16 protein-coding genes are annotated in these 22,734 nt (G+C 41.9%); 10 read left to right on the forward strand and 6 right to left on the reverse strand.

Annotation, left to right across the window (positions count from 1 at the left end):
* Positions 1–5 precede the first annotated feature (5 nt).
* From MB380_RS06865 to MB380_RS06890, 6 genes are all read right to left on the reverse strand, one after another.
* Positions 6–1,211 carry a DUF6786 family protein gene (locus MB380_RS06865; RefSeq protein WP_253534075.1) on the reverse strand — a complete coding sequence of 402 codons (1,206 nt, stop codon included), beginning with the start codon at positions 1,209–1,211 and terminating at the stop codon, positions 6–8.
* Positions 1,212–1,216: 5 nt separating this feature from the next.
* The gene (locus MB380_RS06870) at positions 1,217–2,377 is read right to left on the reverse strand and encodes an alpha/beta hydrolase (protein ID WP_253534076.1); all 1,161 of its coding nucleotides are present in this window, start codon (positions 2,375–2,377) and stop codon (positions 1,217–1,219) included.
* Between the two features lie 10 nt (positions 2,378–2,387).
* Positions 2,388–2,747 (reverse strand): cupin domain-containing protein, encoded by a 360-nt coding sequence (locus MB380_RS06875; protein ID WP_253534078.1) that lies wholly within the window; start codon positions 2,745–2,747, stop codon positions 2,388–2,390.
* Between the two features lie 281 nt (positions 2,748–3,028).
* A complete protein-coding gene (locus tag MB380_RS06880; RefSeq protein WP_253534079.1) occupies positions 3,029–3,505 on the reverse strand; it encodes a hypothetical protein in 477 nt (158 codons plus the stop codon).
* 28 nt (positions 3,506–3,533) lie between these two features.
* Positions 3,534–4,922, reverse strand: coding sequence for a SusD/RagB family nutrient-binding outer membrane lipoprotein (locus MB380_RS06885; RefSeq protein ID WP_253534081.1), 1,389 nt, complete (start codon positions 4,920–4,922; stop codon positions 3,534–3,536).
* An 84-nt stretch (positions 4,923–5,006) separates the two neighbouring features.
* Positions 5,007–8,111: a SusC/RagA family TonB-linked outer membrane protein gene (locus tag MB380_RS06890; protein WP_253534083.1), complete on the reverse strand. Its 3,105-nt coding sequence runs from the start codon at positions 8,109–8,111 to the stop codon at positions 5,007–5,009.
* A 606-nt stretch (positions 8,112–8,717) separates the two neighbouring features.
* On the opposite strand from MB380_RS06890, the gene MB380_RS06895 reads away from it, so the two are divergent.
* The 10 genes from MB380_RS06895 to MB380_RS06940 all read left to right on the forward strand — a co-directional run bounded on the left by MB380_RS06895 (position 8,718) and on the right by MB380_RS06940 (position 22,546).
* On the forward strand, positions 8,718–11,558 hold the full coding sequence (locus tag MB380_RS06895) for a PAS domain S-box protein (protein WP_253534084.1): 2,841 nt from the start codon (positions 8,718–8,720) through the stop codon (positions 11,556–11,558).
* Positions 11,555–12,244 (forward strand): LytTR family DNA-binding domain-containing protein, encoded by a 690-nt coding sequence (locus MB380_RS06900; protein WP_101725250.1) that lies wholly within the window; start codon positions 11,555–11,557, stop codon positions 12,242–12,244. Before MB380_RS06895 ends, MB380_RS06900 begins: the two co-directional genes overlap by 4 nt.
* A 110-nt stretch (positions 12,245–12,354) precedes the next feature.
* Positions 12,355–12,723, forward strand: a complete 369-nt coding sequence (locus tag MB380_RS06905; RefSeq protein WP_253534085.1) for an Hpt domain-containing protein — start codon at positions 12,355–12,357, stop codon at positions 12,721–12,723.
* 97 nt (positions 12,724–12,820) lie between these two features.
* Complete coding sequence (locus MB380_RS06910) at positions 12,821–14,029, forward strand: glycosyltransferase family 2 protein (protein ID WP_253534086.1); 1,209 nt, start codon at positions 12,821–12,823, stop codon at positions 14,027–14,029.
* A gap of 170 nt (positions 14,030–14,199) precedes the next feature.
* On the forward strand, positions 14,200–14,964 hold the full coding sequence (locus MB380_RS06915) for a TolC family protein (RefSeq protein WP_253534087.1): 765 nt from the start codon (positions 14,200–14,202) through the stop codon (positions 14,962–14,964).
* The gene (locus MB380_RS06920) at positions 14,961–17,135 is read left to right on the forward strand and encodes a hypothetical protein (protein ID WP_253534088.1); all 2,175 of its coding nucleotides are present in this window, start codon (positions 14,961–14,963) and stop codon (positions 17,133–17,135) included. The genes MB380_RS06915 and MB380_RS06920 overlap by 4 nt, the downstream gene beginning before the upstream one ends.
* Before the next feature lie 56 nt (positions 17,136–17,191).
* On the forward strand, positions 17,192–18,640 hold the full coding sequence (locus MB380_RS06925) for an O-antigen ligase (RefSeq protein ID WP_253534089.1): 1,449 nt from the start codon (positions 17,192–17,194) through the stop codon (positions 18,638–18,640).
* A gap of 23 nt (positions 18,641–18,663) precedes the next feature.
* Positions 18,664–19,836, forward strand: a complete 1,173-nt coding sequence (locus MB380_RS06930; protein ID WP_253534090.1) for a glycosyltransferase family 2 protein — start codon at positions 18,664–18,666, stop codon at positions 19,834–19,836.
* Between the two features lie 89 nt (positions 19,837–19,925).
* Complete coding sequence (locus MB380_RS06935) at positions 19,926–21,134, forward strand: glycosyltransferase (protein ID WP_253534091.1); 1,209 nt, start codon at positions 19,926–19,928, stop codon at positions 21,132–21,134.
* Between the two features lie 44 nt (positions 21,135–21,178).
* Positions 21,179–22,546 (forward strand): oligosaccharide flippase family protein, encoded by a 1,368-nt coding sequence (locus tag MB380_RS06940; RefSeq protein ID WP_253534092.1) that lies wholly within the window; start codon positions 21,179–21,181, stop codon positions 22,544–22,546.
* The last annotated feature ends 188 nt before the right edge of the window (positions 22,547–22,734 follow it).

Genomic DNA, 22,734 nt, shown 5'->3' on the forward strand with positions numbered 1-22,734 from the left:
TAGATTCAAAGTTTTGGTACTTCAGATAAATGTATGCCTAACAGCTTCTTGCTGATAGCATCCAGGGCGTTCTCGGCCCCTTCAAAATGAAAAGTACGCTGTACATGGGTTAATGTTTCATTGCGTTTAAGCGCAATGGCAGGCGACGAGGTCTCTAATTCATAAAATTGCCCCATCTGACTACCCGTATCATTTTTACCGTCATTATAAGCGTTAATGGCATCGCCGTTGTATGGGTTTTTCTGAATCTCCCACATCGAGTTCACGTAGTCGGTTTCGCCTTTGTAATCAAACTGCACAATGGTCAGTATTTTGTTTTCGGCATCGTAGCTTCCGGCAACCGGTTTTAATGCCTGCGGAGGTATACCTATTTTACCACGGGCCTGCGCGTCAGCCTTGAAGAACAGAATGTCTTCTTTTTTTACCAGTCTTCCGGCAGGAATTTTACCAAAGTAGCTATCGTTAATCAATTCTGCTTTGCCTGATTGGTAAGGGATAATGATGGTGTTTTGTGGTGAGGCTTTCATCATACCCAGAAGCCAGATAGAAAGTACCCCTTTCGATTTATCCCAGTCTTCAGCTCCGGTATTGGTCAGGGCATTGGTGGTTTGATACCCCACCCAGGCAATGTCTTTAAGCGCAAAACCTAATAATTTCCCGGCATCAGATTGGTTCAGTAAACTGATTTCACGATTCAGCTTTACCCTGAATTGCGTACCTGAGTAGTTTTCTAACGTCATATCCTTTGTGAAAACTGCTCTGTTGGCTTGTTTCTCAACCAAATCATAAGAAACCGTGTCTATTTCTGCCGGGGTTTGCCAATTTTCAAAGTCAAATGTGCTGCCTTTCTTAAAGAAAACGGAATACTGCCCGCCTTCAGGGCCAAACCAGAAGCGTTCTTCTCCGCCAAAGGCATTCATGTGCGGTGTGTATTTGCCCGACGCAATGGCTTCGTGGTTGATCCAACCATAGCTGAAACCACCGTTTCCTTGGGCAGTGCTGGTCATTACTCTTGCCTGATAATCGCCTACAATGGCAACTTTCATGCTGTCTTGCTCCAGTAATACTACTTCTTTGTGTTTCTTTAAAAATTCGTAGTCGAATCCAAATGTGTCTTCCTGTTTCATAGTGGTTTGTGTATGGTTTCCCTCATGTGCCGTGTTACAAGCCATACAGTAAAAAGCCAGCGTAGAAATAATGGCCTTTTTCATAGGGTTTAGTTTAATAGTTTAATTACGGCTTCGTCTCCTTTCAGCGCATCAGCAGGTAGTGGATGGCTGGCATCAAACACCTGCAATTGGGCTGGTGAAAGCACAGCATTGATGCTTTCATCTATTTTTCCGTTAACTTTTACCTTGTTGATATCCAGTTTCAGATGTCTGGCCAGAAATTCATAAGCGGCCAATCTTTTAGAAATGCCGTAATCATGCTTTTCATCGGGCAGATGTACGTTCTCCAGTTTGTCTTCAGCCCCATAAAAAGAATAAATGCGCTTAATGTAGGGGTATTCTAAATTTGGGGTGTTTTTGGTCCAGTCGCCACCGTCTGATACCAACAGCATAGGTCTTGGCGCAGCCAGTGCAGCTATTTCAACATTGGTTGTTTCATGCGTGGGGCGTTTGTGAATGGGCATGCCGCTTTCGCAGATACAGCCACCAAAAAAATACGCAGATACCATCACTACCGGAACAGATACCTTAATGCGTTTATCAATGGCTGCCAGTAAAAAAGTCTGGGTGCCACCGCCAGACTCACCCGTCATACCTATGCGTTCTTTATCAATGTTTGGCTGGCTCAATAAAAAATTGAGGGCGGCGGTGCTGTTTGCCAATTGCAGTTTTACGGCCTTTGGTATTTTATGGTCGCACTGTTTCATATCGCCCATGCCTATCATGTCATAAGCAAAAACCACTGCCCCCATACGCGCCAATGTGGCGCAACGCTGCTGGGTATATTCTTTCAGGCGTGGGTCTTGCCCATGGCCATGCGGACAAAGGACGCCTGCCATTTTTTTGCCTGTCTGCATTGGCCGGTACAGGTTGCCGGTAACATAGATACCGTTAAGGCTCTGGAAAGATACGTTTTCTACACTGTAGCCGTTAAACTCTTTTTTGCTGTGTATAGTAATATTAGATGCTTTGGGAACCTTGAGCAGATTGAACTCTGAACCCTCAAGAATGCCTTGCCTGATAAGCGCAGCGCGTTTTTCCCAGCTTTTTTTGTCGCTGTAGTTTTGGGCAAGGTCTTGGTGTACTTTTGCTGCCTGTTCTTCAGTATAAAAACGGCCTTGCCTGAGGTCGGGCTTTTCGGGGTTGTACTGGGCTAAAGCCACATTACCTGCCAGAATAAAACTTAAAACAAGAAATGACGATTTCATGATTTAGCGATTAAGTATGAATAAAATCTTCACGCATTGGGTTAAATACATCAACCAGTATACCGTCTTCCAGACAAATGGCGCCATGCAAAACCTCTGATGGAACGAAGTAGACATCGCCTTCTTTTAGGATTTTACTTTCGCCATTAATGGTTATTTCAAAAACACCACCGGCAATGTAGCTCATTTGCAGGTGTGGGTGCTTGTGCGTTGCGCCAACGCCTCCTTTTTCAAAAGCTACCTTTACGAGCATAAGGTCTTTTGAATAAGACATGATTTTGCGTCTGATTTTGGCATCAACAATTTCCCAGGGTAGGTCGTTGTCTTCTACCAGCGTTTTTTCAAAGGCTGCATTCACGAGAGAGGTCACGGTTTGAGTTTAACAGATAAACGTAAATATATCATACTTTTATGCGAAGGTAAAAGTACCTATTATTTTTAAAGAAAATATTTCCAGTCAGGCGATATTTTTATGCAAACGTTATCGGGAACGTTGCCAAAATTGTACTTAGGTGTTAGTGGAATTGTAAATATCTAAGATTTGTCGTCGAAATCAGCACATGGGTAAGGTTATCTTGATTAAACGAAAATCCCACTGGTTTTTAAGCCAATGGGATTTTATCGCTAGTATGATTTACAATCAACTGTGGTTTAATTGGTTGTCAGAGTAGCCGATTTCTGTGCAGAAAGCAGACCGTTATCGGTTACTATTTCGGCAAAGAAAACCCTTGACGTTTTTGCAGTAGTCTGCGCCGTAATAGGTACAGCCAGCACATAGCTGCGAAGTGTGGCGTCATACTTTTGCGAACCGGCAGGAATAGTAGTAAGCAAAGTTTGTGTACCTGTTGCTGTAGCAGCCCAATATACCCTGAACTCCTTAACCGGAACCTGCGTGGTGTACTCAATATTGAAATTTGTATTGGCACCCGGTGTAGTTGTCTGGTTGGCAACTACCGACGTATTGGCAGTTGTTGTGCGGGTAGTACCCAGCCACACAACAGAAATCTGCGCTACTTTACCCTTGCTGGTGGTTATGTCACCTATTAAGTCTGGCTCTTCATAACAACCGGTCATAAAAACTGCCGTGGCTGCCAGCATCGTGAAAACTAATACTTTTATGTTTTTCATATCTCTTTCAATTTTAAATTTAGATACCTTACTTGTTGAATAACCACATTTTTACACCCGGTTGTTTCAGATTAGCCTCTGCGTTTTTCGCATTTCTTGTCAGCTCTGATGAAGGGTACTTCATGCGTTGAATGCGTTGTCCGTTCAAATCCGGATTAAGGTTAAGTGGCATCGGGAAATCAAGATAATTGTATTTTCTTACGTCTGTCCAGATATCACCAATCAAAAACATCGCCTTGTATTTCTCACGTATAATGTGTGTTAAAGTCAGGTTGGCAGCGCCTACATTTACCACAGGGGCACTCAGGTAAGTATCTATATTGGCGCTGCTTACGCCCAGTTTCTGCATATTGGCGCGGGCAATGGCCAGGTAAGCATTATAGGCGTCGGTGGTTGTGCCGGTTGAGCTAATGCTGCCGCCATTGGCCAAAAACCTTGCTTCGGCCTCAATGGCTTTTACTTCGGCGTAAGTCATCATTACAATTGGCGAATTGATGTTAGAGTGCCAGGCAGTAATGTTAAAGTCAACGGTTGAGCCGGCACCTGAACCCGGCACAACGCCAGAATAAGCGGTTTGTCCGTTTTTGCGGGTAACAACTATTGGCAGGCGGGGGTCAACAATACCCTGTACAGCGCCGTTCATGAGGTTAACAAAAGTGCTGCCGTAAGTAACAGATAAGTTACCGGTGCTGTTGGCCAAAGCCACACGGCTATACCAGGGGCTTAGGTTTTTAGAGTTGTATTGCAACTGAAAATCATCGGCATTGCTGGTCATGGCGTTCTGCAAGGCAGCCAAAGCGGTCTGTGAGGCAGTTTGCGGATTAATAGCCGACTGATGCATGGCATAGCGGGCTTTTAATGAATAAGCCAGGCGGCTCCATTTTCCCATGTCTCCTTTATAAATCATGTCATCACTGCCTGGTTTGGTGCCCGCATCTTTAACCAGCTCTGCAATGGCTTCATCAAGTAATTTTTGAATAGTGGCATATAAACTCTGCTGGGTATCGTAGGCCGGGCTGAAATTTTTCTGGTCTGCCTGTGTGTATGGTATGTTTTCCCAGTTGCTGGTAGCTAAACCCAGATTATAGGCTAACATAGTTTTAGCTATACCCACATAGGCAGGGCTGTTTTGCTCCTGACCTTTTTTGATTATCAGATTCAGTTGAGGTATAACATACAAATAAAGGTTTGACCACCCTGAGGCATTTTCTGCCTCGTAGTAGGCATCGGTACCATTAGTACCCAGGTTGCTGCCCAGTTGTTGTGCATATTGCGCGGCCACGTAAGCCTGTTGGTAACTGGCCTCGCTGGTGTATAATTGTGCGGTAGACAGGAGCTCCTGTACGGTTGCATCTGATTTCAGGGTTGGGTCGACATTCACATCGAGGAAGCTCTGACAACCCGAGAGGATAGTCATAAACCCAGCCGCTAAAAGGGAATATATATAATGTGCTTTTTTCATTGCAATAATGGTAATAATGTTTTTCAAATCTGTACAATGTTAGAAATTAGCCGACACACCAAACATAAAGCTTTTGGTTGCCGGGTTGTTTCGACCCACAAAGCCAATAATATTGGTACCCGAACCAAAAGAAAGCGCTTCCGGGTCATATCCGCGGAAAGGCGTGTTCAGGAACAGGTTGGTACCTGTAAAGCTGAATCTGACACCGTTTTTAAATACGGTTTTGCCAATCAGGCTTTGCGGCAGTGCGTAGTTTAGGCTAACTGTACGAAGGCGAATCCACGACGCATCCTGAATATTCAGTTTCGACCAGGCATTAAATCGCGTAGAAGTTGATGGATTGTACAGTAAGTCATCTAAATATACCTCTTTTGTGTTAGGGGTGTAGGTAGATTTACCATCAGAACCTTTTTGCTCAACCACACCGTTGAAAACCACTTTTTCGTAGCGTCTTTCGGTAAGTTTGATTGACCCACTGCGAAGGGCGTTTCTTTCGCCCAGATCTATGGCATCGCCACCGTGGCGCCATTCCAATAATGCAGACAGACTTAAACCTTTATAATTAAAGGTATTGGTCAAACCACCAATCCAGTCGGGCAATGCATTTCCATATTGGGTCAGGGTGGTGCTTGTTACCGGAAAACCCGTAGATGCATTTATCAGCAACTGGCCGTCTGGCGCTCTCTGATAATCGTACCCCCACAAATCGCCAATTTTACTGCCTTCTCTTATTCTTAAACTTCCAACTACGTTGTCATAATAAGCTATTTCTTTTAATTCAGCTGGCATTTCAATTACTTTACCCGACATCTTCGACCAGTTCAGTGAGGCATCCCATGAAAAATCCTTGCTCTGGATAATTTTTGCAGTAGCCAGCAACTCTACACCTTTGTTGCGTATCAGACCAATGTTGGTATAATAGAATGAATAACCCGACACGTTAGACACAGGGGCGCGCACTATCTGGTCGCGGCTATCCATAGTAAAGTAGGTGGCGTCGAGCATGAACCGGTTTTTGAAGAAGCGTAGTTCGGTACCAACTTCTATTGAGGTGGTACGCTCCGGTTTCAGGTTAGGGTCGGCAGTAGTAGTTCTTCTGAAGTAACCCGGCACGGTGTTACCAAACGGAAAATTATCGGTTATTTCATAATAACTGCCAGATACGTAAGGGTCGGTACCTTTACCTACCTGTGCCCACGAGGCACGTAACTTACCATAAGACAAAACATTATTGGCCGGCAGATGCTCGGTAAATATATACCCAAGGTTAAACGACGGATAGAAGAAAGAGTTATTGGCCTGAGGCAGCGTTGAAACAATGTCGTTTCTGCCTGTAATATTCAAATATAAAAGGTCCTTATAACTCAGTTTGGCATCGCCAAAGAAACTGGCTATTCTGTAATGCGCAGGCGAGTAAAACCGTGTTTGCTGGTTACGGTAGCTGCTCATATGGTTAGTAAATGGCGTCTTCCATCCTTCACCGCGAATGTAGTAGCTGTCCGGGCGTTCGCTGTTTACTAAAGAGTTGCCAAGCATCAATGAACCGCTCCAGTTATTTCCGAAATCTTTTTTAGCTGTTACGTAAAAGTTTGAGTTGAGCTCGCGGTAGTTCAGAAACTCGTTCACAAGAAAACCTTTTACCTGGATACCGACGTCAAAAGTACTATCAACCTGGCGGCTGCGGGTTTCGTGGTAGGTATCGTAGGTTAGCTGATATTTTGCAGACAACCAATCGGTAATGTTGTAGTTTAAGGTTACGTCAGCAATGTAGCGGTTCACCTTATCTACACGCGGGCTTCTTTCAACCAGGTATCGAGGGTTGTCGGTAAAGCCCGGCAGAATATTTTTTTGCGTTCCGTCTGTATTCAGGTAATCGTTTACATCATAAGTGTTAGGCCAGTAAGCCAAAGCACTAAAGATTGATTTATCGCCGGCAGGTGGGCGTTTACCACCAGAATTAATATAATTGAAAGAGGCCGAAACAGAAAAATCTTTGGTGATATTATATAAACCGGCCACTTTAGCAGAAGTACGGCCGAAATCAGTATTCGGTACTATACCAGACTGGTAACTACGGCCCAGCGATACATAAACATTGCCTTTCTCTCCACCTTTGGTAAGGGTAATATTATTATTGTTGGTCATACCCGTTCTGTAAAAACCGCGGAAGTTGTCGTAAATCCTGTCGGTAGTGTTTTGAGGGTCAAAAACAGGCCCGAACGACTGGTATGGGGTTCTACCTGTAGTAGTAAGCGGAATAAACTCGCCTAAACGACCTTGCAAGAACGAAGTTTGAATAGAGGGTGATTTGCCCAGCACATCGGCACTTACAGAAGACGAAACCGAGATGTTCAGCTTACCGGATTTGCCTCTTTTGGTTGTAATAATGATAGCCCCGTTTGAAGCCCGCAAACCATAAAGCGCCGTAGCTGCAGGGCCTTTTAGTACAGATATACTTTCAACGTCGTCAGGGTTAATGTCGGCAGCCCGGTTAGTGTTGGCAAATTGTTCGCCTGCACCCGGTGAGTTACTACCTGCACTGGGTAATGGGTTACCTGTGCTGGTTGAGTTAGAGATAATGATACCATCAACAACAAAGAGTGGCTGGTTGTCGGCATTTCCACTCAGGGATGTAACACCTCTGAGAATAATATTGATACCCGCACCTGGCGCGCCTCCTGAACCGGTTATAACGGCTCCGGCAATTTTACCCTGTAATGCACCCACAAGGTTCTGATTCCCTGAGTTCTTTATTTCTTCAGCTTTAAGCGATTGTATTGAATAACCAATGGCGCGTTTCTCTTGTGTTTGCCCCAGAGCAGTTACTACCACTTCGCCAAGTGTAGAACTACCGGCACTTAAAACCACATTAATAGTAGATTGGTTAATGACCAGTACGGTCTGGGTTTCCATACCCACAAAGCTGAAAACCAGTTCGGTGCCGCTTCTGGCAGCAATAGAATACATACCGTTTCCATCGGTGGTAGTACCAATACTGGTTCCTTTTACAGTTACGTTTACACCCGGAATCGGGGCTCCGTCATCGGCAGAAGTTACTTTCCCTTTTATGGTATTCTGTGCAGATACTTTTAAAGAAAGCAAAAGGCAGAGTAAAAAACTCCAAGCAAGTAGCTTTTTTTTCATGATAATATAAATATATTTGGTTTTTGTATTGTAAATGTATGAAATAACTACAGAATATTGAAGTTATAAAAGTAGGTGTCTGATGGATATTTAGGTCATATTTGGTTTGTAACTGGTTATTTATAAGTAGGTTTCGAAAAATATTTTTACAAAAAAGGTGCTTTTAAACTTTTTGAGAAAGGTCAGAAGTTTTTTAAAAGCTGTGTATTTAAACATTAAAATTAGCGTCTGTTGTGGTTCCTGATTGGAAAGTTAAAAGATTTTTAATTTTTTTTTGATGCCATAAAGACAAATATTTTTTTTAATTTACAAATGGGCATGTTTATTGTGGTTTTCAAGCCAAATTACAAGCCTGTGTCGTTCCTGAAACAATGAAATGTAGTTGATGGGATGTTGTATCTGAGTGTTGCTATTGAAAATGAATTGAAATGCTTTTGAGTAAGTTGAACAAAATTCAAACTGATGTTTTCTGTATTGCTCTAGATATTATTTCCAGAAACTGCTATCCATTAAAATATTTAGCCTAGGCTATTGTATTGTATGCCCTGAATGGCTTACAATGCGTATTTATTATTACAGTTTATCAGATTATATCAGGCAGCAATTATGGAGGAATTAGAACTTCTCAAACAACAGCTTGAGCAGGAGAGAAAAGCCAGGTTAGAAACCGAAGCTTTGCTACAGGAAAAAAAACAGCAACTAGTTGAGCTGAATGAAAAGCTTTACAGTTTTAATGCTGATTTTGAAAGACAAAGGCTTGAAGGCAATGAAGCAGTTCAGAAAATTGAGAACAGGTATCAGATACTCATTGAGTCGTTAAAAGATATTGTTTATAAAATTACACCCGAAGGCTTTTTTACGTTTGTAAACCCGGTAGTTAGAGAGGCATTGGGTTATGAACCCGAAGAGATAATAGGAAAACACTTTACTGAGCTGGTAATACCCGAATACAGAGAGCAACTGGTAGGTTTTTACCTGAACATGATGAAAGAAAAGAAGGAAAGCACCTATGTGGAGTTTCCTGCTTTTACCAAAGATAACCAGGTGGTGTGGATAGGCCAGAGTGTTCATTTACTTAAAGAAAATAACCGGATTGTTGAGTTATCGGCGGTGGCCAGGAATATTACTGAAAGAAAAAACAGCAGTGATGAACTCCGGACTACCCAACGACGCCTGACTGCCCTGATTGCTAATCTTCAGAAAGGCGTTCTGGTAGAAGACGAAAACAGAAAAGTAATATTGGTGAATCAGCAATTTTGTGATTTTTTTAAAATCTCTGATGCCCCGGAGCAGCTGATTGGTGCCAATTATCTGGATTTGCTTGAACACGTTAAATTGTGTTTTGATGAAACCGACCTGTTTCTTTCAAACATGGCCTGCCTGCTTGGCAAAAAAGAAACGGTGGTTGAAGAAAAACTCACAACCGCCGACGGAAGAATACTGGAACGTGATTACATACCTATTTTTCTAGACGGCGCGTATCGCGGCAGTCTTTGGGAATATGCCGATATTACTCAGAGATTCCTGACAGCCGAAAACATCAGAAAAAGCGAGGAGAAGTACAGGAAAATAATGGATAACATGACTTTGGGCCTGTTGGAAGTTGATAATGACCAAAGGATTATCCGTGCCTATGGCAGTTTCTGTAAAATGGTGGGCTATACCGAAGAAGAACTGGTAGGAAAAATAGCTGCCGATTTACTGATAGGTAAAGGCTATGAAGACGTGCTTATCCATGAACAGGCTAAGAGGAAACACGGAATAGGCAGCTCTTATGAAATGAAAATGTTAAAAAAAGATGGGAGCGACCTTTGGGCCATTATCAGTGGCTCGCCTGTTATGGATGAAAACGGTAATCTGGTGGGTTCAATAGGTGTGCATTATGATATTACCAGTCGGAAATTGCTTGAACAGGAGCTCGCCAAGGCAAAACAGGTAGCCGAAGAAGCAAGGCAGGCAGAAAAGCAGTTTCTGGCAAATATGAGCCACGAGATAAGAACACCGCTGAACGCCATTATTGGCATGACACACCTTTTGTTTGACACCCGGCCGAGCCAGCAGCAGAAGGAGTTTCTGGAAGCGCTGAAAACCACGGCAGACTTTTTATACGGTTTGATTTCGAACCTGCTGGATATGGCAAAAATTGAAGACGGCAAAATTGAGGTCAAGAAAAAACCGTTTGATCTTGTAGGTCTGCTGCGTGCCACCCAGCAGGTGTTTAAAATAAAACTGGGTAACCGGCCCATCAATCTTGATTTAATGATTGATGCCCGCATAACCGGAAATTACATAGGAGACGACCTGCTCCTTAACCAGATATTACTTAACCTGATTGGTAATGCAGAGAAGTTTACACTTGAGGGTTCAATAGATGTTTCGGTAAAGGTAAAAAAAGAAGATGGAGAAAGGGTATGGCTTGAATTTAAGGTTTCTGACACCGGCATTGGTATTCCGGAAGAAAAGCTAGACCTTGTTTTTCAGAAATTTGAGCAGATTACACTGCACGGAAACAAGCATAAAGGCACTGGTCTTGGGCTTACCATTACCAAGCAATTGGTAGAGTTGCAGGGGGGTAATATATCAGTTAAAAGTCAGGAAGGTGCCGGGTCTGTGTTTACATTTGTCCTGCCTTACCGGAAAGTTGCCGAGGTAAGCGTTGCCAAAAGAACCCCATTGCCTACTGCATTAAAGGCCGGAAAAGTACTGATTGCTGAAGATAATGCCATGAATCAGAAGTATATCAGTAACCTGCTCGATAAATGGAGTATATCGTATATTATTGCCGCAGACGGCAAAAAAGCTGTTGAGCTGGCAAGCCAGGAGAAGTTTGATATCATCTTAATGGATATTCAGATGCCGAATATGGATGGCTATGAGGCCGCCATAAATATCAGAAATACCACTAATTTAAACAGAAAAACCCCTATATTGGCCCTCACTGCCTCAGCAATGATTGACCAGAAGAACAGAGCTCTGGCAGTTGGTATGAATGGTTTTATATCTAAACCTTTTACGCCCAACCATTTGCTGGGTACTATACAGGAGTATCTCAATGGCCATGAAGATGAAAGCACTGGCCAGCAGAATGCCACCGATGGCATAGAGCTGAACCGGGCCTGTTTAAATGAGCTATACGGAGACGATAAAGATTATGCCGCTGATATGTTCCGCACTTTTCTGAGCGAAGTAGTGCCAGACTTTAATTCTCTAGCCGGGTTAATTCAAACCAACGAGAGAGAAAGCCTGGCCAAAGTAGTGCATAAACTAAAACCAACTTTAGGTATGGTTGGCCTTACAGAACTGGAAAAAAGAATGTTTGATTTTGAAGACAGAATAAGGCAACCATCTGAAACGCAGGAACTGCTGGAAACATGGAAAAATATATTTGAAGATATTAATCAAAGCCTTCCTATTATAAGGAATGAACTAGCCAAATTACAAGCATGAAATTGAAATGTATCATCGTTGAAGATGAAGTAATGGCGCGTAAATCATTGCAGCGGCTTTGTGAGCAACATGAGTCGCTTGAACTGGCTGCAGTTTTTGAAAATGCCGAAGATGCCCTGGTTTACCTCTCATCTGAAAAGACGGATCTTATTTGGCTTGATGTAGAGATGCCGGGTCTTTCTGGGTTCGATTTATTGGAGAACCTCACATCAATACCTCAGATAATCATGACAACCACCAAAACTGAATATGCTTTTGATGCCTATCAGTATCAGGTAACCGATTATCTTAAGAAACCAATTATGCTGCCGCGCTTCAGAATGGCGGTAGATAAGGCACTGGAACTACATTCTAAAAAAACAACGGTTTCGCCCCAAAGACAGGAAATTTACGTAAAAACAGATGGAAGATACGTAAGGCTTCCGTATGCGGATATATTGTATATCGAAAATATTGGCGATTACGTGAAGATTTTCACGCAGGATAATTCCTACATTATCCATACCACCATGAAGTATCTGGAAGAAAAGCTGGGAGAGCAGTTTTTACGCGTTCATCGCTCTTATATAGTTCACCTCGATAAAATCGTAGACATTGAAGAAAACAACCTGGTAATAGCCAAAAAGGTTATTCCTATCAGCCGGGCCAACAAGCCTGAGCTCATGAACAGGTTAAATATGCTCTAGAAAATTTATCTGTATGGTTTTTGATTGACTTTTGTTGCTAAAAAAGAAATATAAAAAAGATTAACTATGGTATTAATTTTACTTTCATAACGTATTAAAACCGTTTTATTATGTTTGAGTTTAATGCGCATCTTGATGCCGATTATATAAACGAGATTTACGGTGGAGACCTCTCTATCGTGCAAATAATGTTTAATTCTTTTCTGGAAGAAAGTATCCCTGTCTGGAACGAAATACAGGAACAAATCAACCAGAAAAACTTTAATGAAGTTGGCCGCCTGGCTCATCAGATAAAACCATCTTTTTCAATGGTGGGGCTTACTTTTCTACACCCTAAAATGCAGGCATTTGAATCCTACGCAAAGGCAAATCCGGAAGCAGGCGAACTCAATAATCTATACCAGCAAATTGCGGTTGACGTAAACCACGCCAAACTTGTTATAGAAGAAGACCTTAAACGGATGGAAGACTACCTGTGAGTCTCCGGTTTTCAAACTGCATTACCTGTCAGCCTTTCCCTGATTAAACCTTTGTAACTACCTTACTTAAAACGCAAACACGTTATTGCCCCCACAGATGAAAACTATTTTAGAAGTTCTTTTTTGGGTTTGTACCGGCCTGGTTTTTTACACGTACTTAGGCTACGGATTGTTAGCATGGTTGCTTGTTAAAATCAGAAAAATGATGGGTATTTCATTTAAAACCTTTAATAACCCGTCATTCCAACCAGAAATCACTTTGGTGGTTCCGGCCTATAACGAGATGACCTGCATTGCTGACAAGGTTAAAAATTCGTTCGGTCTTGAGTATCCGGCAGATAAGCTCGAAGTTCTTTTTGTAACCGAAGGCTCAAACGATGGTACCACTGAGTACCTTGAGGGGCTAAAACCACTCTACCCCAGGCTGCGCATTATAGGTGGCAAAGAACGAAAGGGAAAAATTGAGGCCATGAATATGGCGATTAAAACCATAACCACCCCGATTGTTATTTTTACCGACGCCAATACAACCCTGAACAACGATGTACTTAAAAACATTGTGAGACATTTTGAGGACGAAAACGTTGGCGCAGTAGCAGGTGAGAAGCGGATTCAGACCGATAACAGTGAGGCCGCCGCAGGGGCAGGCGAGGGCTTATACTGGAAGTATGAATCTTTTCTGAAGAAACTGGATACCCGGCTCTACTCAGTTGTAGGAGCAGCCGGAGAACTTTTTGCCGTAAGAACGCACCTTTACGGAAACGTTGAAAAAGATACGCTGCTTGATGACTTCATGGTTTCGCTGCGGGTAGCCGCTGCCGGATACAGAGTAATTTATGAACCTGATGCCTACGCCATAGAACGCCCCTCATTTTCAATCGATGACGAAATGAAACGGAAAGTACGAATTGCAACAGGTGGGTTTCAGTCAATAGAACGACTTGCATTTTTATGGAACGTTTTCAGATACGGATGGCTTTCGTTTCAGTATGTTTCTCACAGGGCAATGCGGTGGGCAGTGGCCCCGTTTTGTCTGCCACTTATTTTTTTGTGTAACCTGCTAATAGTACTGCTGGAAGACCCGGATAATCTCTTTAGTTTTTACAAAATAATAATGGCCGCGCAGGTTTTATTTTATTTATTAGCTATATTAGGGTATTGGTTCGAAAACCGGAAGATGAGAATCAAACTTTTGTTCGTTCCGTTCTATTTTTCATTTATGAACTACTGCGCTATATTGGGCTTTAACCGTTATAGAAAGGGGGTAAGTTCAGGAATATGGGAAAAAGCCAGGCGCGCAACGTAAATGTTCCGATATTTTTGTGTTATTTTTACAACGTGTTACGGTACACGTCTATTTTTTGATTGTTTTTATTAAAAAGGCACAGTTTTTGACATACTGACTGATAATGGGTTTTGTAAGCCGGTGTAGCTCAGTTTATGTGTATTTATCATAACAATAACCAGTCTTTTTAAATGGCATTGCGTAAAAATTCTCTAGTTGTATTCATCTTTTTAGTTTCCTACTTTTTTACCATTTCTGAGACAAGAGCTCAGGTAACTGCCGCAGATGATGCCCTGACAAGAGCATTGGCTACCGACGCCCTTTTGCCCCTTTTGATTGATGCAGCACTAAAAAACTCGCCGCAGATAAAAAAACTGAATAGTAACCTTAAGGCGGCTGAATCAACGCTGAAATATAATAAAAACCTCATTTACAGCGGAATTACTGTAGGGGGGAATTACCATTATGGAACCAATTATTCAGCCGTTACCGACCAGACCTCGTACGAAAACGTGCTTAACAGGCTCACAATGGTTCAGTCGGGGTTTTATAGTGTAGGTGGTGGTATTAGTTTCCCGCTTTCAGGATTACTTAACAGAAAACACCTAATAAATTCCGGAAAGGCTCAGATAGAATCAATCGAGAACGATAAAGACGTTTCAGCATTGTCAATCAGACAAGATGTAATAGCCCTGTATCAGGAATTAAAACTTTCTCATAAACTGCTGGCTATCAGCAGTAGTAACAAACAGGCTTTTCAGGTTAATTACAATCTGGCAGAGAAAGAGTTTTTGCAGGGTCAGCTTAGTGTATCTGAAGTATCCCGAATGCTTGATTACATCAACAAGGCAAAAATGGAATACGAAACTACTTTAAATAAATTTCAGACCAATCTTTTTCAGTTAGAATCATTTACGGGTGTTAGTCTGTCCTCATTATTACAACAAGTGAAATGACACTTCTTCATTTTTTAAATATCATTTATAAAAACCTGAAGGCACTCATTTTAGTGCCTCTGGTTCTGGCCGCAACCATTTTTTATTTTACCAGAAACGAGAAAAAAGTTTATACCTCCGAAACGACCATTTATACAGGTATTGCATCCGGGTATAGTCTGATTGGCAGTATAAAAGCCGACTTTTTTACTGCCAATAATGCATTTGATAACCTGCTTTCTCTTATTCAGGCCAGAGAAACCAAAGAAGATGTGGCAGTAAGTTTGCTGGCCGAACACTTATTTATGAAAAACCATGACCCCTCAAAAATGACCTGGGGGTCTTATACCGAGTTGAAGAAACTCGTGCCGCAGTCGACCATTGATAGTGTCGTAAAATCTACGCTGCCTGAAACCCGCGCCGCAATTGCGAGCTACATGAAAAAGAATGACACCAATGTTATTTACCGGCTCATTAACTCAAAAGTGCCTAATTACTCAATTGATGCACTAAATAATATAAAATCGAACCGTGTTAGCAGCAGCGACTTCATCAAGATTTCTTATGAAGCCAATGACCCTTTTATTTGTAAACACACACTTGAGCTGTTGGAAGACATCTTCATGGATAAGTATCGTTTACTGAAAGGCGGGCAAACCGTTTCGGTTGTAGGCTATTTTGAAGAGCAAAGCAAAAAGTCTTTTGCCCGGCTCGATTCTGTTGAGCAGGTTTTTCTTGAGTTTAACAAGAAAAACGATATTATTAACTATTATGAGCAAAGTAAGGCAGTTGCTAATGAAAAAGAAGATTTGTATGCCCTGAACCATAATCTGGAAATGGACGAGCAGGCCTCAATCAGGTCTTTAGATAAAGTAAATGAAAATATCAAGAACAGAGTTTACCAGTCGCTCTACGGTAGTGAGATCATTAACGAGCGTGAAAAACTCTCGGATGTCTATAATAAAATTGCCTTTAGTGAGGCAATTAATAGGGGCAAAGGAAACAAGAGAGAACTAGACAGCCTTAAATCTTATGCTAACGTTATTGAAAATAACCTGAGGGTATCATTAGATAAGCTGAATGCCAACACAAATACGCCAGAGGGAATACCCACTAAAAATGTGCTTGACGAATGGTTTAAAAATACCATTGCAGTAGAACAGGGTAAAGCCAAACTGGCAGTGATGGATAAACGCAAAAGAGAATTTACTGAAGAATACCGGAAATTTGCTCCGCTGGGCGCTTTCCTTAAAAAGATTGAAAGGCAGATATCTGTTTATGAGCAAGAGTATTTGCAGATGCTTCATGACCTTAACCTTGCTAAACTTTCGCAACAGAACTCTGAAATCACCTCAAAACTAAACGTGGTTGACCCGCCTTATCTGCCCCTTAAACCCAATGCTTCTAAAAGGATTATTCTGGTGGTTGTGGGTTTTCTGGGTGGTTTTATAATGGTGCTGTCAGTAGTTTTAGGCAATGCCTTTATTAATAAAACCATTCTTGAGCCTAGCAGAGCTAAAAAAATGATAGGTAAGCCATTTATGGGCTTATACCCGCTGTTGACCGAGAATCCCAAATTTCTTGAGTTGGCCAATGTTCGTTTGATGCAGCAAGTGCTATCAAGGGTTGACCCCCTCGACAAGCCGGTCTATATTGGTTTTGTGAGTGTGCAGAAAGGAGAGGGCAAAAGCACCATTATTGATATGCTGGAGCAGGAACTGACAAACCTGAGTTTCAGCGTTGAAAAACAATTGCTGCTGCCTACTATTGAATATAAACAACTTGGTATTTCTATGCCTATGAGCCTGGAAGCCCACCAATGGGATACCGAAGAAAACATGATTGCCAACTGGGAAGCTAAAAATAACCTGATTGTAAAGAAAGACGTAGATTTTGTGCTTATTGAGTTTCCACCGCTTGAAAAAATGATAATCAAGCCTGGGTTGTTCCCTCATTTACATCAGACAATTCTGCTTTGCAGGGCTAATCGTATCTGGGATCAGCGAGACGACGAAATCCTTGACTTGTTTGCAAAAACAACTGGTACAACCCCTATGGTTTTGCTGAATGGTGTAGAGACAGATTTTGCCGAAGAGACATTGGGCGAAGTACCCAAGAAAAGAAACGCGTTGCGCTCTTTTATAAAAAGCCTGGTTAAACTTGAATTTGGAAATAAATCGAGGATTCGTTAACCTGATTCCTTGAAAACCCTTCCGGTTCTGATTGATTTAATTGCTTCTGCTACTGCATGGAAAATGATGTTTTATATACATCTAACAGAAATAAACTTAAGAGTATATGGCTAATACCATTTACTCTTATTGCTGTTATTTTAGGATGGGCCATTGCTAATATAGGAATAACCATCGGAATGATGGTTATTGTTTTGCCGTTTGTAATTGCCTTCGTAATTGTTCTTTTCTACAAGCCCCGGTTTGGCATCTATTTCTTTTTAGTCTATTGCTTTTTAATGCCTACATTGGGCAAACACATAGTCGGTATTCAGTTTGGTTTGGGAATGGATGCCATTCTTGTGCTGATTGTCTTAAGCCTTTTATTTAATACCACAAACAGATATAGAATCAGGCATCTCAATAACGATTTGTTTTGGATTGCTTTTGTTTGGTTTGTAATTACGGTTCTGCAAATCGGAAACCCTGAAAGACCCAGCTTTGAAGGATGGTTTTATGAAATGAGGTCAACCACCTTATATTGGATACTGACAGTATCAACTGGCTATTTATTGCTCAATAAAAAGAAAGATGTAAATATCTTTCTCAATATCATCATTATTTTGTCGCTGCTAGGTGCACTTTATGGGGTAAAGCAAAATATACTCGGGCCCGATGCTGCAGAAATGAGATGGCTGGAGGCAGGAGCAAAAGTTACACACATTTTGTTTGGCAAGCTACGGATATTCTCTTACTATCCGGAGGCTGCCCAGTTTGGGGCATCGCAGGCGCAGTTATCTATTATGTGTTTTATACTGGCCGTTGGGCCATATAGTAAGGCAAAGAAACTCGGGTATTTGATAGCCGCCGTTATTATTTTTTATGGAATGCTGCTTTCTGGAACGCGCGGAGCCATGGCAGCACTGGTTGGTGGCGGTTTTACTTTTCTGGTTTTAAGCAAGCAGATAAAGATGCTGATTTTAGGGTCAGTAATTGGTCTTGGTTTTCTAGGCATGTTGAAGTACACCACCATTGGCAACGGCAATGCCCAGATTGTTAGATTCAGAACATCACTTGACCCTGAAGACCCATCATTGCAGGCAAGGTTACGGAATCAGAAAAAACTAAGTGAATTTATAAAAAACAAGCCTTTTGGTGCCGGTGTGGGTACAATGGGTAACTGGGGTACTAAATACAACGCAGATAAGTTTATTTCAACCATACCGCCAGACAGCATGTATGTAAAAATATGGGGCATGTACGGCATAGTCGGGTTTATTATCTGGTTTGGAAGCATGATGTACATAACCGGTAAATGCTCTGGCATAATCTGGAAAACCCGTGACCCTGTTCTCAAAAATCAGCTTACATCTATATGTGCCGGGGCAACGGGTATTCTGCTGTGTAGTTATGGAAACGAAGTAATGAATGCCATGCCGTCGTCGGCAGTTATCTATTTCAGTTGGGTTATAATATGGCTAAGCCCAAGATGGGACACACCATTGCCTGTCGGTAACAGTAAATAAAAAACAACCTAAAACTATTTGCGATGCACTACGTGGGTCTTATTCTGCAATATGCTATTCTGATTTACCTTACCATACAGGTGGTGTATCTGCTGTTTTTTTCGGTTGCGGGTAAAGTGGGTAAAAAAACAGCCTTTGCCAAAGCTGCAAAAAACAGAAAGATACGCATTTTTATACCGGGGTATAAAGAAGACTCGGTTATTATTGCTACCGCAAAAGACGCCATCAGGCAGGATTACCCCGCTGAATTGTTTGAAGTAGTTATTATTGCTGATTCTTTCACCGAAAAAACGCTTATTGCTCTAAGGACTCTTCCAATTAAAATAGTTGAAGTGAGCTTCGAGAAAAGCACTAAGGGTAAAGCGCTGCAAAAAGCCATTGATGCCACCATTACTGACCCAGTTGATATAGTGGTTATTCTTGATGCCGACAACCACATGGCCCCCGGTTTTTTGAATGCCGTAAACAACGCTTTTGAGGCTGGCTATGAGGCCGTGCAAGGCCATCGCACAGCCAAGAATTTTCAGACCCCCTTTGCATTGCTGGACGCCTGCACAGAAGAAATTAATAACCATATTTTCAGAAGAGGCCATGTAGCAGTTGGTTTGCCCTCAGCTCTGATAGGCAGCGGTATGGCATTTAACTGGTCATTATTTGTAAACCTGCTGGCTGATATCGGCGATACCTCAGGTGAAGACAAAGAACTGGAGTTCAGGTTGATGAAGCTGCGCAAGAAAATTGCTTTTCTGGACGGCCATTATGTGTATGACGAAAAAGTGGCAAAAACGGAGGTGTTCAGCAAACAGAGAAGCCGCTGGCTGGCCATGCAAATAGAATTTCTTGAAAAGTATTTTGTTGAAGGCTGGGTAATGCTGTTTAAAGGCAATGTTTCTTTTTTCAATAAGGTGTTTCAGACCTACCTGCTGCCCAGAGTAATGTTGGTGGCAGTTCTGGTTTTGTGGGTAGCATTTACCTTTTTCCTCGTGCCGTCTTTGTTATATTACAGCCTGGGTTTATTTGTTGCCCTTGCTATTGCCTTGCTGATGGGGATTCCGGCAAAATGGTATAACAGACAACTGTTGGCTGCCTTTTTGCAGATACCGGTTGCTATTTTTTCTATTCTTATAGCAGCTTTAAATATAGGTAAAGCACGCAAAAAGTTTATACACACACCACACGGAGAAACAGAACATTAAAAAGATGCCTTGGGAAATTATTGCCATACCCGCTATTGTATGTTTAATCTGGGGTTTTAAACAGGGGCTTAAAGCTAAAGAAAAAAAACATGTTAAAAGAGATTGACGCATACATAGTTATTGCCCAGCAGGAATGGGAGCTGAACCTGGGCAGTAATGCCCGTAACCTGGCTGTTGAATTCAGCAAGAACAAACCGGTTATGTATGTTAATCCTGCTATTGATATAAAATCTGTTTATAAACAGGCCAACACTGAGGCCGGTAAAAAACGTTTGAAACTGTCTTTAGGCTTTGGAGAAAATACCGTTAAAGCAGCAGACAACCTTTGGGTACATACCCCGGCTACTGTATCTTATTCTATAAACTGGCTGCGGAATATTTCATTATACAATTTTCTGAACAGAAGAAACGGAAAAGGCTTTTTTGACAGCCTAAAAAAAGCCATTAAACAATTGGGCTGGAAAGCAGAAAGATGCGTGGTTTTAAACGACAGCCAGATGTTTACAGGCTTGTATACCAAAGCATATCTAAAGCCTTTGCTTAGCTTTTATTATATAAGAGATAATCTGGTGGAGCACCCTTATTTTAAGTTTCATGGAACAAGAATAGAGCCAGATACCATAAAAGTTGCCGATGCTGTTTTTGCAAATTCGGCCTATCTGGCGCAGTACGCACGGCAGTTTCATCAGTTAAGTCTGGATATTGGCCAGGGTTGTGAAACCGATATGTATGACCCCGACCAAAGCTATCAGGAGCCAGCTGACCTGAAAGATATACCAAAGCCCAGAATTGGTTATACCGGGTTTCTTACCGGCAAAAGGCTCGACATAAAGTTATTGGAAGAGCTGGCCACCACAAGAAAAGAATGGCAATTTGTTTTGATTGGGCCGGAAGAAGCCATGTTTCAGGCCAGCCAGTTGCACGGCATGAGCAATGTGCATTTTCTGGGTTCTAAAAAACCAGCTCAATTGCCGGCCTATATCCGGTTTATGGATGTTTGCATGAATCCCCAACTCGTTAATGAACTGACCATAGGTAACTACCCGCGCAAAATTGATGAATATCTGGCTATGGGTAAGCCAACCGTGGCCACCGATACCATTGCCATGCAGATGTTTTTGCCACATGTTGAATTGGCCGTGGGTACACTGGCATACATAAAGGCTATTGAAAAGGCGCTTCAGCTACAAACAGAAGCAGAAAAAAAAGCAGCTATTGCCTGTGGTAAAAGCCATACCTGGGAGGCCTGCGTTGAGAAAATATTTGAGGTTCAGAATCAATTACTGGCTGGCAAATAGTACCTACCCTCTTAAAAAACATTTTACCAAGCACTAATTAACCTATGATTCATACCCTTAAAAAAGGAATAGCTAAACTGCAAAACAGACATTTCTTATCCTTGTTTGCCAACGGGAGCATGGCTGTTTTATCAATGGTTACTATCGGTATTCTGTTTCGATACTTACCTGCTACCGAAATCGGTTACTGGTTTTTCTTTCAGACTGTTTTTGTTTTGCTCGATACTTTCAGAACCGGTTTTCTTCAGGTGGGCTTAATCAAGTTTTTTTCAGGTACAGAAAAAGAACGGGGTGATGCCGTTCTGGGCTCGGTATGGTTTTTGGGTCTGGCAATTACAGCCATTATGATTGTGGCCAACATACTGTTTTATGTTGGTGCGCATTTGTTAAACTTTACCGGCAATGAGGGTATCATGAATACCATCCGCTGGTTCGGAATCACCTTTTTATGCACGCTTCCTTCTGCCATCTCGTCGTGGATACTGCAAGCCAGCCAAAGATTTGACAAGCTACTGATACTACGTATACTCAATCAGGGCTTTTTTATTGTGATGATTCTGCTCACTATCATCTTTGGTAAACTGCACAGTGATTTACTGTTTATGATAAACGCCGGAAGCGCCTTTGTGGTAAGCAGCTATTGTATTATTAAAGGCTGGACACACATACGGACGTTCCCGAACCGAACCAGGGAAATCATACTTGATTTGTTCAATTTCGGTAAATATAGCGTTGGTACATCCATCAGTACCAACTTGCTGCGTAGTTCGGATACGTTCATCATTATGTTTCTGTTGGGTACGGCGGGGCCTGCTGCCATTGCCATGTATGCTATTCCGATGCGCCTGATGGAAATCATTGAAATTCCGCTGCGTAGTTTTCTGGCTACCGGTATGCCATCTATGTCGGCTGCTTTTAACAGAGGCAATAAAAAAGAAGTAACCGAAATTATGCAGAAGTATGCGGGCACCATCTCAATCGGTTTAATACCGGTATCTATTCTGATAATTTTATTGGCAGATTTTGCAGTTGAGTTGTTAGGCGGTAGTAAGTATGTGGGCACAGATGCAACTTCGGCCTATCGGATTCTGATGAGTTTTGCCATGGTGCTACCCATTGACCGATTCCTAGGTATCACGCTAGACATCATACATAAACCTAAAATAAATTTTTATAAAGTACTTATCATGCTTGCTACCAATGTGGTGTTCGATTTTATCGCGCTTACGGTTTTTAAAACCATCAATGGTGTGGCATTAGCTACTTTCTTCACGCTTATATCCGGTACATTCTTTGGTTATTATTGGTTAAGAAAATACCTCGACTTTACCTTGCTGAGTTTCTATACGGTAGGGTTTTCGCAGATAAGCGCTTTCGCCAAACAGTATTTTAGCAAGCATAAAAAGGTCTGAAGGACGTTTTGTACTTTTCTGAAAATACACTTTAGTTGCATTGTTAATTAGCAGGGGCTATTGGTTCTTTGTAAAAGCAGTAGATGGTTATATACCTCATAACTGCCTGTGGATTATTTTGATTACTTGCGTTTTTTATCGGAGGCAAAGTAAATTGTCTCAATAATTATTCTTTACGTATCTGGTAT

The organism is Emticicia sp. 21SJ11W-3, from assembly GCF_024138715.1.
Taxonomy (GTDB): Bacteria; Bacteroidota; Bacteroidia; order Cytophagales; family Spirosomataceae; genus Emticicia; species Emticicia fluvialis.